10 protein-coding genes are annotated in these 14,500 nt (G+C 59.2%); 7 read left to right on the top strand and 3 right to left on the bottom strand.

The window, feature by feature from the left end; all coding sequences use genetic code 11:
* Positions 1 to 248 precede the first annotated feature (248 nt).
* Together RDA78_RS07915 and RDA78_RS07910 are read left to right on the top strand one after the other, a co-directional pair.
* The gene (locus RDA78_RS07915) at positions 249 to 725 is read left to right on the top strand and encodes a TerB family tellurite resistance protein (RefSeq protein ID WP_434054782.1); all 477 of its coding nucleotides are present in this window, start codon (positions 249 to 251) and stop codon (positions 723 to 725) included.
* Between the two features lie 122 nt (positions 726 to 847).
* Positions 848 to 1,603, top strand: coding sequence for a glutamine amidotransferase (locus RDA78_RS07910; protein ID WP_434054781.1), 756 nt, complete (start codon positions 848 to 850; stop codon positions 1,601 to 1,603).
* A gap of 56 nt (positions 1,604 to 1,659) precedes the next feature.
* Here RDA78_RS07910 and RDA78_RS07905 read toward each other — a convergent pair whose 3' ends face one another.
* Positions 1,660 to 2,256, bottom strand: a complete 597-nt coding sequence (locus RDA78_RS07905) for a hypothetical protein (protein WP_434054780.1) — start codon at positions 2,254 to 2,256, stop codon at positions 1,660 to 1,662.
* Positions 2,257 to 2,448: 192 nt separating this feature from the next.
* Complete coding sequence (pyc, locus tag RDA78_RS07900) at positions 2,449 to 5,889, bottom strand: pyruvate carboxylase (protein ID WP_434054779.1); 3,441 nt, start codon at positions 5,887 to 5,889, stop codon at positions 2,449 to 2,451.
* Positions 5,890 to 6,680: 791 nt separating this feature from the next.
* On the opposite strand from pyc, the gene RDA78_RS07895 reads away from it, so the two are divergent.
* The 5 genes from RDA78_RS07895 (at position 6,681) to RDA78_RS07875 (ending at position 12,963) form a co-directional block, all read left to right on the top strand.
* On the top strand, positions 6,681 to 9,875 hold the full coding sequence (locus RDA78_RS07895; RefSeq protein ID WP_434054778.1) for a helicase-related protein: 3,195 nt from the start codon (positions 6,681 to 6,683) through the stop codon (positions 9,873 to 9,875).
* 47 nt (positions 9,876 to 9,922) lie between these two features.
* Positions 9,923 to 10,288, top strand: coding sequence for an RNA-binding S4 domain-containing protein (locus RDA78_RS07890; protein WP_434056118.1), 366 nt, complete (start codon positions 9,923 to 9,925; stop codon positions 10,286 to 10,288).
* A gap of 217 nt (positions 10,289 to 10,505) precedes the next feature.
* On the top strand, positions 10,506 to 10,838 hold the full coding sequence (gene fdxA, locus RDA78_RS07885; protein ID WP_434054777.1) for a ferredoxin FdxA: 333 nt from the start codon (positions 10,506 to 10,508) through the stop codon (positions 10,836 to 10,838).
* Positions 10,839 to 11,288: 450 nt separating this feature from the next.
* Positions 11,289 to 11,882 (top strand): CarD family transcriptional regulator, encoded by a 594-nt coding sequence (locus tag RDA78_RS07880; protein ID WP_434054776.1) that lies wholly within the window; start codon positions 11,289 to 11,291, stop codon positions 11,880 to 11,882.
* 217 nt (positions 11,883 to 12,099) lie between these two features.
* Positions 12,100 to 12,963: an RNA polymerase factor sigma-32 gene (locus RDA78_RS07875; protein ID WP_434054775.1), complete on the top strand. Its 864-nt coding sequence runs from the start codon at positions 12,100 to 12,102 to the stop codon at positions 12,961 to 12,963.
* Positions 12,964 to 13,010: 47 nt separating this feature from the next.
* Here RDA78_RS07875 and RDA78_RS07870 read toward each other — a convergent pair whose 3' ends face one another.
* Positions 13,011 to 14,456 carry a M48 family metalloprotease gene (locus tag RDA78_RS07870; RefSeq protein ID WP_434056117.1) on the bottom strand — a complete coding sequence of 482 codons (1,446 nt, stop codon included), beginning with the start codon at positions 14,454 to 14,456 and terminating at the stop codon, positions 13,011 to 13,013.
* Positions 14,457 to 14,500: the final 44 nt, after the last annotated feature.

The following is a 14,500-nucleotide window of genomic DNA, read 5'->3' as shown; positions in this document are numbered from 1 at the left end:
ACATGATTTGCGCAATGCAATAATGCATCAGCGCTCCTTGGGTGAAACCATTTCATGAGGTCTAGTGTCAAGTTTAAAATAAAGAAAAATCAATACTTTAGAATGATTCAAAAAAGGTGAGTGGAAAATACCAGTTATAAGACACACTTCGGATTCATGGGCGAATCTAACAAGTCTTTGATGCTCAAGTGGGAATGGTATAGCTATTGGAAGCCAAGGCGGGATGCCGAAGACAGGAAGAACAAGACATGCTGAACGCGCTCAAAAGTTTCGTCCGGGAGATCACATTTGGTGACAGCGGCAAGAAAACCTTTGCGGAGGACGACAAGCGTCTGGCCGCAGCCGCGCTTTTGTTTCACCTTGTCGATATTGACGGCGTCATCGAAGAAAGCGAAAGCGCGAAGCTGCGGGAAATCCTGCAGAAACACTACGAACTCTCCGACAAGGAAACGTCTGAACTCATTTCGGCCGCGCGGCAGCGGGACGAGGAAGCCGTTGACCTTTACGGCTTCACCTCGGTTCTGAAACGAACCACGGACGAGACCGAACGGCTCGCCATCGTGGAAATGATGTGGGAGATCGTTTACGCGGACGGGCATGTTCACGAGTTTGAAGACAACACGATCTGGCGTGTCGCCGAACTTCTTGGCGTATCGACGCGGGATCGCATGACCCTTCGTCACAAGGTGGCGCAGACCGCGCCCGAGGACGAAGAAGGCACCTAGCAAGATTTGACAGGTCTTTGAACGCGAAAAACCTATCTATGTTTTTCTGCTTTCACTGTTTTCTTTGAACTCGCAGTGCAACGGGGCTCGATTTTTGCGGAAAGCTCCCTCATATTCGTACCATGAGATTTCAATCCAGCCCGGTGACCGGCCCTTCCAAGGTTCTGATCGTCCTGCACCAGGAGACCTCCTCTCCCGGCCGCGTCGGTCAGGAACTGGTCAAGCGCGGTTTCACCCTTGATATTCGCAAGCCCCGATTTGGAGATACCCTTCCTGAGACCATGGCCGATCACGCCGGCGCCGTGATCTTCGGTGGGCCGATGAGCGCAAACGATCCCGATGGCTTCGTGCACAAGGAAATCGACTGGATCAAGGTTCCTCTCAAGGAGGAAAAACCGTTCCTGGGGATTTGCCTTGGCGCGCAGATGATGGTCAGGCATCTCGGCGGAAGCGTTTCCGGACACCGGGATGAACTTGTCGAGATCGGCTATTACCCGCTGAAACCCACCCCGGCCGGACAGGCGTTGATGAGCTGGCCGGAGAAGGTTTATCAGTGGCATCGGGAAGGCTTCGATTGTCCGCAAGGCGCCGACCTTCTTGCGTCCGGCCCGACCTATCCCAACCAGGCGATCCGAGTCGGCCCGGCCGCGTACGGCATCCAGTTTCATCCCGAACTGACACACCAGATGATGGTCAAATGGACAACAAAGGCCGCGCCGCGCATGGAGCTTCCCGGCGCGCAGCAGCGCCGCGATCACTTCGCGGGCCGCTTTGTCCACGATCCGGCCGTCAGGAGATGGCTCAACGACTTTCTCGACATCTGGATCGGCACTGTTGCGGCACCTGTCAGCCGCACGCAGCTGAATGCGGCGGAATAGGCACCCGCCGCCTTTTTCCCGGTCCGGTCTTTATTGGCAGTCCACTGACGCCAGGATTACTTGATCCGCGCATCCTCGACAGGGTAGCCGAGACCGCCCTGGTTGCCGAAATTCTCCAGATGGCATTCGCTGCAGGCGCTGATCACGTTGACCGCCTGCGGGGACCCGTTCGGGGCCACCATCATGTAGTACCAGTCACCGGTTTCCGGTGACGTGCCCGCGGCAACCTTTTCCATCAGGAAAAGCGGGCCCTTTGAAACCTTGCCGTCATCACTGATGGCGAAGGATTCCTTGGCGATCCGGGTCCCGGCGGGAACCACCACATTCTCCGGCTTGTATTTCAGATACTCGTCGGCCCCGATTGAATTCACGTAGGTCATCAGAAACCGGCCACCGTGGAAGCCGGGCGCAGCCGGAAAGGCACTCGCCTTTGTCCAACCCGGGTAATCCTCCACGAACGCTTCCGGAATCCAGCGCTTGTCACCCTTTTGATATCCCGCCTGCAGATCCGCTTTCAGGCAATCGTAGACCGCCTCGGCTTCGGCCCCGGTCAACTCGTAACCCGGCTTCTGGACATCGCACGCCGCTTGAGCCGCGGTCGTCAAGACAAGGGATGCAATTGCACCGCCCAGCCAAACAGGTAGCTTCCTCATTGATCTCTCCCTAAGCTAACGCCTCCTACAAGAGGCCTGGCCGGAAGAGTGTCCGCCCTCGTAGCGTGATACGACAATTCACATGACAGGTGATCGCATGTGATAACGCGTGAGCGGAAGGAATTTCAGAATAAAATACAAGTAAATAGCAGGCAGATCGCATTAAAGTGCGACCTGCTCACCTTTGCTCGATCAGTTTTCAAAGACCACAAGGAGGTCTTTTGCATCGATCTGCGCACCCGGTGCGACCAGAACTTCCTTGATCTTGCCGTCTCTTTCGGCATGGAGCGCCGTTTCCATTTTCATGGCTTCGATGGAAACCAGCACGTCTCCGGCCGTCACGTCCTGCCCGGCAGAAATGGCCACTGTGGAGATGACGCCCGGCATCGGAGCCCCGACATGGGCCGCGTTGCCGTCTTCGGCCTTGCGCATTGCCGCAGCACCGGTCGCGCCATGCGCCCGGTCCGGCACCTTGACGTTGCGCGGCTGGCCGTTGAGTTCGAAGAAAACTTTCTTTTCGCCCTTTTCGTCGGTCTCACCGATGGCCTGGCAATGCACGACCAGTGTCTTGCCGGGTTCAAGATCGACAAAGACTTCCTCCCCCGCTTCCAGCCCGTAAAAATAGACAGGCGTCGGCAGGACCGAGGTCGGCCCGTATTGCTGTTGCGCCTTGTCGAAGTCGGTAAAGACCTTGGGATACATCAGGTAGGACGCCAAATCGATATCGTCGATATCGCGTCCGACCGCCTCAGCGGCCGTGTCCCGCTCCGCGTCCAGATCCGCATCTGCCAGCAGCGAACCGGGCCGCACGGTGATCGGTGCCTCGCCCTTGAGCACTTTCGTTTGCAGAGCCGTCGGCCATCCGCCGGGCGACTGCCCGAGATCACCATGCAGCATCTTCACCACACTGTCCGGAAACGCCACGTCCTTGGCCGGATCCTCGACCTCCGAAACGGACAGCCCCTGGCTGACCATCATCAGCGCCATATCACCGACCACTTTGGAAGACGGGGTCACCTTGACGATGTCGCCGAACATCATGTTGACGTCGGCATAGGCTTGGGCCACTTCGTGCCAGCGGGTTTCGAGACCCAGCGAACGGGCCTGTTCCTTGAGGTTGGTGAACTGGCCGCCCGGCATCTCGTGCAGGTAGACTTCGGACGCACCGAAGCGAAGGTCGCTTTCAAAGGCACGGTACCGCGTGCGCACGGCTTCCCAGTAGAACGAAATCTGCCGGATTGTCTTTGCATCGAGACCGGTGTCACGGTCGCTGCCCCTGAGGGCTTCCACGATCGAGCCGAGGCACGGCTGCGACGTCAGCCCGGAAAGCGCGTCCATGGCCGCATCGACGGCATCGGCCCCGGCCTCCACGGCTGCCAGGACGGTCGCCGCAGCGATACCCGAAGTGTCATGCGTGTGGAAGTGGATCGGAAGACCCGATTCCTCTTTCAGCGCCTTGATCAGGACTTTTGCGGCCTCGGGCTTCAAGAGCCCGGCCATGTCCTTGATCCCGAGGATATGCGCACCCGCCGCTTCCAGTTCCTTGGCGAGGCCGACATAATATTTCAGATCATACTTCGGACGGGCGCTGTCCAGCATGTCGCCGGTATAGCAGAGCACCCCTTCGCAGAGCTTGTTCGCTTCCTGCACCGCGTCCATCGACACGCGCATGTTTTCGACCCAGTTGAGACAGTCGAACACGCGGAAGAGATCGATCCCGTTTTCCGCCGCTTCCTTGACGAAGAACTTGACGACATTGTCGGGATAGTTCGTGTAGCCGACACCGTTGGACCCGCGCAGCAGCATCTGAAGCAGAATGTTCGGTGCCCTTTCCCGGATGTGGTGCAGCCGCTCCCACGGGCTTTCGGTCAGGAAACGCATGGCAACGTCGAAAGTCGCGCCGCCCCAGCATTCCAGCGAGAACAGTGTCGGCAGGCCGACCGCGTAGGCATCCGCGATGTTGACTATGTCATGGGTCCGCATGCGCGTCGCCAGCAGCGACTGGTGACCGTCACGCATCGTCGTGTCGGTGATCAGGGCGCGCTTCTGGTCCTTCATCCAGTCGGCGAAGCCCTTGGGCCCCAGCGCATCGAGAAGCTGCCGCGTGCCCTCCGGTTTGTCATCGCCGAAATCGGGAACGACCGGCGCGGCGACATCCTTCGGCGGGCGCACCCGGTTCTTCGTTTCCGGGTGCCCGTTGACCGAGACGTCCGCGATATAGGTCAGCAGCTTGGTCGCCCGGTCCTGCCGCTTGGTCTGTTCAAACAAAGCAGGCGTCTCGTCGATGAACCGGGTCGTGTAGTTGTTCGCCCGGAAGTCGGCGTGATCGATGATGTTCTCCAGGAACACCAGATTGGTCGCGACCCCGCGAATACGGAATTCGCGCAAGGCGCGGTCCATGCGTTTGCGCGCGTCTTCCGCCGTCGGCGCCCAGGCCGTGACCTTCTCCAGCAGCGGATCGTAGAAACGGGTGATCACGGCACCCGAGTAAGCGGTGCCGCCGTCGAGACGAATGCCGAAACCGGTGGCCCCGCGATAGGCGGTGATGCGGCCGTAATCGGGAATGAAGTTCTGTTCCGGATCTTCCGTTGTGATCCGGCATTGCAGGGCATGACCGTTGAGGCGGATTTTCTCCTGCACCGGCACACCGCTCTCCGGCGTGCCGATCTTGGCGCCTTCCGCGATGTGGATCTGCGCCTGAACGATGTCGATCCCGGTGACTTCCTCGGTCACCGTGTGCTCGACCTGCACGCGCGGGTTCACTTCGATGAAGTAGATGCAGCCGGTATCCGCATCCATCAGGAATTCGACCGTGCCAGCGCCACGATAGTTCACGGCCCGGCCGATCTTCAGCCCGTATTCGCACAGCTCCATGCGCTTTGCTTCGTCGAGATAGGGGGCCGGCGCGCGCTCGACCACTTTCTGGTGCCGTCGCTGGATGGAGCAATCGCGTTCGAACAGGTGCACGACATTGTCGCCGTCCCCGAGGATCTGAACCTCGACGTGGCGCGCGCGCTGCACGAGTTTTTCAAGATAGATCTCGTCCTTACCGAAAGCGGCCTTGGCTTCGCGCTTTGCCGCGAGCACTTCCTTTTCGAGCGTCGCCTGATCCGGGATCACGCGCATCCCGCGGCCACCGCCGCCCCAGGACGCCTTCAGCATCACCGGATAGCCAATCTCCAGCGCCTGGCTTTTTATCTCCTCGATGTCGTCGGGAAGCGGCTCGGTCGCCGGCATCACGGGCACACCGGCTTCGATCGCCAGATTGCGGGCAGCCACCTTGTTGCCGAGCCGCCGCATTGTGTCGGATTTCGGGCCGATGAAGGTGATGCCCGCCGCTTCGCACGCATCCACGAACTCCGGGCTTTCCGAAAGCAGGCCATAACCGGGGTGAATGGCATCGGCACCGGCATGTCTGGCAACACGGATGATCTCGTCGATGGACAGGTACGCTTCGATCGGGCCGAGACCCTTGCCGACCTGGTAGGCCTCGTCGGCCTTGAACCGGTGCAGGGCAAGCTTGTCCTGTTCGGCATAGATCGCGACGGTTTTCAGGCCGAGTTCATTGGCGGCCCGGAACACCCGGATCGCAATCTCCGATCTGTTCGCAACGAGAATTTTTCTGATCGCCAAACGCCCTCTCCCCCATTTTTCGGAACGGCAAGTCTGATTTTGCAACGTTTTCTACTTTGGTCGCACGCACTTGAAAAGGGGCAGAAAGGGTGTCCTTTTCTTAACTTGGAAAATATTTTAGCGCGCGCGCTGATAAGCTGCGGAAAAAGATACGGAATTGTCGAAAGTTACGATTGTAACCAGACTTAGAAAAATTTTTGCAGCGCAGCATAAACACTTGGCTTCGGCCGCAGGGAAGCGAAAAAACACGGTAAATGCCCCGTGCCACCTTGAAACGTTTTCTGACGTTGTCATCGCCAAAAAGGCGTGGGACAAAAAATTACAGCGTTCGAGTAGTCCCGGTCACGGGCCGCAGCCCCAAGATCTGGTACAGAACAAATCCCGAACTGATAAGGCTCAGCGATTCGTGCCGCTTTCGTTCCCGCTGTGTCCTGATGGTAAATGACAGCAAGGCAGCAGCGGGAGAAGCGTTGAGACTTATTTAAAGCTTGACAGGATTCCCCGGCAATTCGAGCCAGGCCTTCCAAAACGATTCAACCTATTGACCAGATTCATGATTTTGTACCGAAAATCAGGAGAGGGCCCACATCTTGTAGGGAACAAATCCTGAATCAGCGCGAGTCAGCGATTCGGTTTCGGTTTGTTCTGGAGTCGTTCTCCACAATTAATTAAACCGCACAAAATCCTCGGCTTTTGCCAAAAGAATTAGCGACAGTCGCGGTTTCGCTGTGTTAGATACCCGGCACAAGATTTAGGCGCTGAGCCCGAGAAAGCCGACCACAAAAATTCCCATGCCCCGTCCATCAACGTTGCCTTTGCCGCCTGCGGCCAGGTCCCGCACCGTAACGGCGGTCCTGGGACCGACAAATACAGGCAAGACGCATCTGGCCATCGAACGCATGCTCGCGCAGCCCTCCGGCCTGATCGGTCTGCCGCTCCGCCTGCTCGCGCGCGAGGTCTATAGCCGGATCGTGGAACGCTCGGGTGCCGACTGCGTCGCCCTGATCACCGGGGAAGAGAAAATCATCCCGGAGAACCCGCGCTTCTGGGTATCAACCGTCGAAGCGATGCCGCTTGATCTCGACACGGAGTTCGTCGCGATCGACGAAGTCCAACTGGCCGGCAATCTCGATCGCGGACATGTCTTCACCGATCGCATCCTGAATTTGCGCGGACGGTCCGAAACACTGCTCCTGGGCGCATCGACCGTGCGCCCTCTGCTTGAAAAGCTGCTGCCGGGCTTGAATGTCATCACCCGTCCGCGCATGTCCGTGCTGGAATATGCCGGATCGAAAAAGGTGTCCCGCCTGCCTGCGCGCTCCGCTATCGTCGCCTTCTCGTCTGATGAAGTCTATTCGATCGCCGAATTGATCCGCCGGCAGCGCGGCGGTGCGGCCGTCGTTCTCGGCTCGCTCAGTCCCAGAACGCGCAATGCCCAGGTCGAGCTGTTTCAGAACGGCGACGTTGACCATCTGGTGGCGACCGACGCGATCGGCATGGGGTTGAACCTCGATGTGCATCACATCGCCTTTGCCGGCAACCGTAAATACGACGGATATCAGTACCGCCAGTTGACCGCGTCGGAGATGGGTCAGATCGCCGGACGCGCAGGCCGCCACACCAAGGACGGGACCTTCGGAGTGACCGGCCGGGTCGATCCGCTTGACGATCACCTCATCGAGCAGATCGAAAGCCACCAGTTCGAGAGCCTGAAAGTGCTGCAATGGCGCAACAGTACGCTGAATTTTTCATCTGCCGCGATGCTCAGGCAAAGCCTCGACAAGGTGCCTCAGGAAGACGGACTGGCACGCGCTCCGACCGGTGACGATATCACCGCTCTTGAACATTTGTTGCGCGATCAGGCAATATCCGGAATGGCGCAGGGCGAAAAAGCGATCGAATTGCTGTGGGATGTGTGCCAGGTACCGGATTATCGCAAAATCGCCCCGGCCAATCACGCAGAGCTTCTGAACGCCATCTACACGCATCTGATACAGGAAAATTATATCGCGGATGACTGGTTCTCGCGTCAATTGGCCTTCGCAGACCGCACAGATGGTGATATCGACACTCTCGCGAACCGGATCGCTCACATCCGGACGTGGACATATGTTGCCAATCGACCCGACTGGCTGGCCGATCCGGCCCATTGGCAGGGCGAGACACGCGACATAGAAGACAGACTATCTGACGCCCTTCACGACCGCTTGACACAGCGTTTCGTGGACAGGCGGACAAGTGTATTGATGCGACGTTTGAGAGAGAACGCAATGCTGGAAGCAGAAATCACATCGAGCGGCGATGTGCTCGTGGAAGGTCAGCACATCGGGAACCTGCTTGGCTTCCGGTTTGCACCCGATGCGGCCGCGGAAGGGCCGGACGGGAAGACTGTCCGCGCTGCCGCCCAGGTCGCATTGACGACGGAAATCGAGTCACGGGCAGACAAGCTCGGCAAGTCCGAAAACAGCGATTTCGTGCTGACCTCCGAAGGTGCCATCCGCTGGCGCGGCGAACCCGTCGCAAAGCTTGTGGCAGGCGAAGAGGTTCTGGCGCCGACGGTGCTTCTGCTTGCCGATGAACATCTGACCGGCACGCCGCGTGACACCGTTCAAAATCGTCTCGATCTCTGGGTGAAGGCCCAGATTGAAACCCTCCTCAAGCCGCTCGTCGATCTCAAGTCCGGCGAAGGCCTTGAGGGCCTTGCACGTGGCATCGGTTTCCGCATCGTCGAAGGGCTCGGCATCCTTGAGCGTCAGGACGCCTCCGACGAGATCCGGCAGCTGGACCAGGACATGCGTGCCTCCCTGCGAAAGCACGGTGTCCGCTTTGGCGCCTACACGATTTTCGTGCCGGCGCTGCTGAAGCCCGCGCCGAGCCAGCTGATTGCCCAGCTCTGGGCGCTGAAGCACGGTTCGCTGGACATGAACGGCATGACCGAACTGCCGCAGCTGTCCGCATCGGGCCGCACCTCCATTCCGGTGGATGAGTCGATCGACAAGGCGCTCTACAAGGTTGTCGGGTTTCGCGTGTGCGGCTCCCGCGCCGTCAGGGTCGACATTCTGGAACGCCTTGCGGACCTGATCCGTCCGCTTATCGCCTGGAAACCGCTTGATGCTGAAGTCAGCCCGCCGGAAGGTGCGATCGAGCAGGGCGGCGGCTTCATGGTGACGGTGGCCATGACGTCCTTGCTGGGCTGTGCGGGCGAGGATTTCTCCGCTGTCCTGAAATCCCTCGGCTATCGTGTTGAAACAAGGGAAGTGCAGCGGCCTGTCACGATCAAACCGGAGACGGCAGAAGCTTCCGAAGAAGCACAGGCCGATGCTGCGTCAACAGACGAGGCAACGCAAACGCAGCCGGACGAGAGCGCTCCCGCGAGCGCTGATGCAGGTGAGGCAAAACCAGCCGAGCCGGACGCGACAGGTTCCGAATCCGCCGCGGCAAACGAAACAGCCGTTGCCGATGCGGCGCCGGCTGAAGCGGAGACAGATCATCCGGCCGTTGCCGAAGTCGCCCCGGCTGGCGACCTGACCACGACCTCCGAAGCTGATGACAAGCCCGCTGAAATCGCGGCGGTGCCTGAAGCAGCAGAACCTGCGGCCGCACAAAGCCCCGTAGCAGAGGAAACGGACGATGCCGGCTCTGAAGCGAAAGCGTCAGAAAGCCAGGATCCCGTCGAGACGGAAACCGTCACAATCGAAATCTGGCGGCCCGGACGTCACGACCGCAGGCCGCGCGGACGGCAGGACCAGCGGCGCGGCGACAATCGCAAGGGTCAGAACCAGGGTCCGAAAGGCAGCCAGGGCGAAAAGCGGCATGGCAAGGGCGGTGGAAAAGGCAGCCCGAACCGCAATCGCGGCGGCAACCGGGGTTTTGACGGCGGCAACCGGCGCAGCGCCACGCCCAAGGACAAACCGATTGATCCGAATTCGCCATTTGCCGCCCTGATGGCTCTCAAGGCGGATATGGACAACAAGGACAAGAAGTAATTCCGGCGGACGACCAGAAAACGTCAGCCGGCGCTGCCGCGCCCAGTCTGCGCGTGGACAAGTGGCTCTGGTACGCCAGGGTCACAAAGTCGCGCTCCCTCGCACAGAAACTCGCGACCTCCGGTCACGTCCGCATCAACAAGGACAAGATTTCCTCGGCCAGCAAAACCGTCAAGGCAGGCGATGTGCTGACCATTGTTCTTGAGCGAAAGGTTCTGGTGCTGAAGATCGTGGCTCTCGGTTCGAGACGCGGTCCCTTTGAAGAGGCCCGCACGCTCTACGAGGATCTGTCGCCGCCACCCCCGCCCAAACAAGCCGCTGCCCCGCCCGCACCCGGTCAGCGCGAAGCCGGTTCCGGCCGGCCCACCAAGCGCGATCGTCGCAAGATGGACGCTTTCCGGAGCGAAAGCTGAAGCCGAATCCGGTTTTTGAAGAGAAAACGAAATAACTTTCTCTTGTAGACAGGGATTGCGTCATCCTGAACGCTTGCGCGCACCAGACAAAAACGATAGGCAACACCGATCTGATTTTTTGGCCGTGCACACCGCATTTCGCGTGCTGCATGCGAACGACAAGCCGGTCGGATGAAGGTTCGCGAAACCGACCGGCGTGACCCGCAGCGAGGATACGATGACCTACGTCGTCACAGACAATTGCATCAAGTGCAAATACACGGACTGTGTTGAAGTCTGCCCGGTGGATTGCTTTTACGAAGGCGAGAACTTTCTTGTCATCAATCCCGACGAATGTATCGACTGCGGCGTTTGCGAACCCGAATGCCCGGCCGAGGCAATTCTGCCTGATACCGAGCCCGGCCTGGAGAAGTGGATCGAGATTAACGCCGAGTACTCCGAAAAGTGGCCGAACATCACCGAGAAGAGAGATCCGCTTCCGACTGCCGAGGAATTTGACGGCAAGGAAAACAAGTTCGAGGAGCATTTTTCGCCGAACCCGGCAACCTGATTCGGCATAGCATTACGTGTGCGGCAACCTGCCGCATGCGGCGATCCCGACATTTTTTTCAGATTAATGCATTTCTTTCAACCACCTGCACCTGTCGCTCAGGTGGCCATTTTGTGGTCATTGTGCATCACAAAAGCGTAACACTTTAATTTTCCACAAAAGTATGTTACATATTGGGGATAGTCGCCAACCACGAGAAGAACCCCCAAATCGGAGTCTACGAACGTCTTCCGGATTTCAGCGAAACCGGAAACGATAGCTTCCGACAGCGCTTATGACTGAACAGCTTCTACAGTGGAAAGGCACGACTGACCAGCCCTGACACGCCGCATATCAACAGGCGTTCCGTAATGGATCGCTCGGCGGGGTTCGTGTCGCATAAAAACAGATGGCTAACACGGCCAAGCATCGGTCTGAAAAGACCGCAACTGCGCAGGAGAGAATATCAGTATGGCAACAAGCACCAAAAAAACCGCGCAGCGTCAAGGTTTCAAGACAGGCGAGCACATCGTTTATCCGGCACACGGTGTCGGCCAGATCACCGCCATTGAAGAGCAGAACGTTGCGGGTCACACTTTGGAGTTGCTCGTCATCGTTTTTGAACAGGACAAGATGACCCTTCGAGTACCGGTCGCGAAAATCGCTTCCGTCGGCATGCGCAAGCTGGGCGATCCGGCAGCGGTCAAGAAGGCACTTGAAACCGTCCGGGGTCGGCCAAGGGTGAAGCGCACCATGTGGAGCCGGCGTGCACAGGAATACGAGGCAAAGATCAATTCCGGCGACCTGATCGCCATTTCCGAAGTTGTCCGCGATCTTTACAGGTCCGAGAGCCAGCCAGAGCAGTCCTACTCCGAGCGCCAGCTCTACGAAGCGGCCCTTGACCGCATGGCGCGAGAAATTGCCGCCGTGAACAAGTGCTCGGAAACCGAAGCCGTCAAGCAGATCGAACAGAACCTCGCCAAGTCTCCGAGCCGCCTCAAGGCCGCTGCTGCTGCCGAAGAAGGTGTAGACGAAGACGACGAAGACAAGGAAGAAGCTGCCTGAAATTCGTCAATCGATCGCACATGAGATTTGAAAGGGTCCGGTTCGCGCCGGGCCCTTTTTCTGTCCGGCCCGCAAAACGAGCCCGGCACGCTGCCTGCCGAACCGCTCACAGGGGCATCACGCAGAAGTGCAAAAATTCCGCACCAGCAGCCTCTCCGAGTGATCTAACCTGCACATGGATACGTAATTAACCCGATAACACATCGGAGCGTCAGTCATGTCGGGAAGCGAAAAGCGGCAATTGGTACAGGCAGCAATGAAGGCACCCTACCTCACGCGTGAGGAAGAACGGGAGCTCGCGGTCCGCTGGCGGGACAACCAGGACGAAAAGGCTCTGGAGAAACTCTCACTTTCGCACATGCGCCTTGTGATCGCTGTTGCTTCGCGCTTCCGCAATTTCGGCCTGTCACTCGGCGACCTGATCCAGGAAGGGCACGTTGGCCTGCTTGAAGCCGCCGCCCGCTTCGAACCGGCGCGCGAAGTGCGGTTTTCGACCTATGCGACCTGGTGGATCCGCGCTTCGATCCAGGACTACATTCTGCGGAACTGGTCGATTGTCCGCGGCGGCACATCATCGACGCAAAAGGCGCTTTTCTTCAATCTGCGCCGCCTCCGGGCAAAGCTCTCGAACAACCAGACACCGCTGACCGACAGTGAACTTCATCAGAAGATCGCCGATGCCATTGGAGTGAAGCACGCCGATGTCGCATTGATGTCCGCCCGCCTGTCCGGACCTGACACGTCGCTGAACGCACCTGTAACCGACAGCGAAGGCTCCAGCGCTGACAGACAGGATTTCCTTGTGTCCGACGCCCCGCTCCCGGACGAGATCGTCACGGGCAATGTCGACACGGAACGCCGCAGGAAGTGGCTGTGGTCGGCGTTGAAGGTTCTGAGCGAGCGCGAGTTGCGGATCGTCAAGGAGCGGCGCCTGTCTGAAGACGGGGCGACGCTTGAATCGCTCGGCGAAAAACTCGGCATCTCCAAGGAACGTGTACGGCAGATCGAAAGCCGTGCAATGGAAAAGCTGAAATCAGCTCTGCTGAACGAGCAGCCGGACGAGGCGGTCTACAGCGTCTGAGCTGCCTGTGATCCGTGATCCCGGGTGGGTTGTGAGCCTGATCGGTGCTATTCCACCACCAGCTTGACGGCAGTTCCTTCCGGGATCGGTTTGTTCGGGTCGAGATCGTTGAGGATCGAGAAGAACTGGAGCCTCCGCGACGGTTCGACCCCGCTCATGCCGACCGCAAGCTTGCGTGGCGTATCCCCCGGATCCGTCTTGACCACCTTGATGCGCAGGGACTGCAGTCTTGCCCGTTCCGTTGGCGTCAATTGTCTGAAACTGTCGACCGTTGCACGGAAATCCGTGTCGAAGCGCTGATTTGGAGACCGGCTGGCGAAAATGAACCGGTAACCCGTCCGGCCGATGCGAACCACAGCGATACGGAATGACCAGCCTTGCGTGATGGCTGCGCCCGTAACCCCCGGCAAACCGTTGATGGTTGTCTCCCGGACGCTTTCCGGCAGCAGGCCGTTGATCCAGCCGGACTTCATGTAGTCGACCAGGCTTGGAAAGCTGCTGACATCCGCGCCATCAAAGCGAATGGCGGTGCCGTCACCGTTGCTGGCCAGGACCGCTTCCGTGGAGTTTTCCAGGATATATCCCGGCGGAACCGTGAAACCGATGCCAAGCGCCTTGTGCAGGAAGGACCGGCCACGCACGAACCCTTCCAGCGGATCGTCGCCGTAGAGCATGCCGTTGATCTGGGTGAGGTAGCGGTCCCGGTCGCGTTCGCCGATACCCGGGGCTCCGATCTGGCGAGCCGATTTGACCGCAATCTGGAGCCGCTCCGGCGTCGAGGGATGCGATGAAAGGAAATCCGGCGCTCCCGGCGACGAGGCGTCGGCCGATTGATATTGCGCGTAGGCGGCCATGGACCGCAGGAACCGGGCGGCGGCATAGGGATCGAAACCGGCCCTTGCAAGCGTTTTGACGCCGATGGCATCCGCCTCGAGTTCCTGAACCTGGCTGAAGCGGGCGAAAGACAGCTGCGAGGAGATGATCGCCTTGCGCGCCTCTTCTGAATCCTGAACCACGTCATTCAGGATCCTGTCTGCCAATTGCTTGGCTTCCGCCCGCTGCTGCCGCTTGATGGCGTGGTTCGCGGTGACATGCGCCATTTCATGCGCAAGCACGGCGGCGACCTCCGACGTGTCATTTGCCAGCGCAAGCAGGCCACGCGTCACGTAAAGATAACCGCCGGGCAGAGCAAAGGCGTTGATCGCCGGAGAGTTTAGGATCGTGATCTGGTAACTCTGGGACGGGTCTTCCGACGCTGCAACCAGCCGGCCGACCACGCTGGCGACGGCCCGTACCGCACCCGGATCCTTGTAGACGCCGCCATATGTGGCGACGACCCTTGGGTGCTCGCGCGCGCCGATGTCACTGGTGAGGCTGGGACGGACGCCTGTCGAGACCGTGCCGACGCTGGTTCCGTCACCAAGGATCTGGCACGACGCCAGCAGGAACGACAGGGCGAGCGCACCGGCAGCACGAATCAGGCGGAACCGCATCCGGCCCGCACGCGGACCGGCAGCGGCCGAACGCTTGCCGCTTC

This window comes from Roseibium sp. (genome assembly GCF_051016195.1).
In the GTDB taxonomy this organism is placed as follows: domain Bacteria; phylum Pseudomonadota; class Alphaproteobacteria; order Rhizobiales; family Stappiaceae; genus Roseibium.
This window is presented reverse-complemented; position numbering and strand designations above follow the sequence as displayed.

Bases quoted from the DNA above. Each gene is read 5' to 3' on its own strand.
- RDA78_RS07910 (WP_434054781.1), top strand. From the start codon at position 848: ATGAGATTTCAATCCAGCCCGGTGACCGGCCCTTCCAAGGTTCTGATC.
- RDA78_RS07905 (WP_434054780.1), bottom strand. From the start codon at position 2,256: ATGAGGAAGCTACCTGTTTGGCTGGGCGGTGCAATTGCATCCCTTGTC.
- RDA78_RS07915 (WP_434054782.1), top strand. From the start codon at position 249: ATGCTGAACGCGCTCAAAAGTTTCGTCCGGGAGATCACATTTGGTGAC.
- RDA78_RS07870 (WP_434056117.1), bottom strand. From the start codon at position 14,456: ATGCGGTTCCGCCTGATTCGTGCTGCCGGTGCGCTCGCCCTGTCGTTC.
- RDA78_RS07895 (WP_434054778.1), top strand. From the start codon at position 6,681: ATGCCCCGTCCATCAACGTTGCCTTTGCCGCCTGCGGCCAGGTCCCGC.
- fdxA (WP_434054777.1), top strand. From the start codon at position 10,506: ATGACCTACGTCGTCACAGACAATTGCATCAAGTGCAAATACACGGAC.
- RDA78_RS07880 (WP_434054776.1), top strand. From the start codon at position 11,289: ATGGCAACAAGCACCAAAAAAACCGCGCAGCGTCAAGGTTTCAAGACA.
- RDA78_RS07875 (WP_434054775.1), top strand. From the start codon at position 12,100: ATGTCGGGAAGCGAAAAGCGGCAATTGGTACAGGCAGCAATGAAGGCA.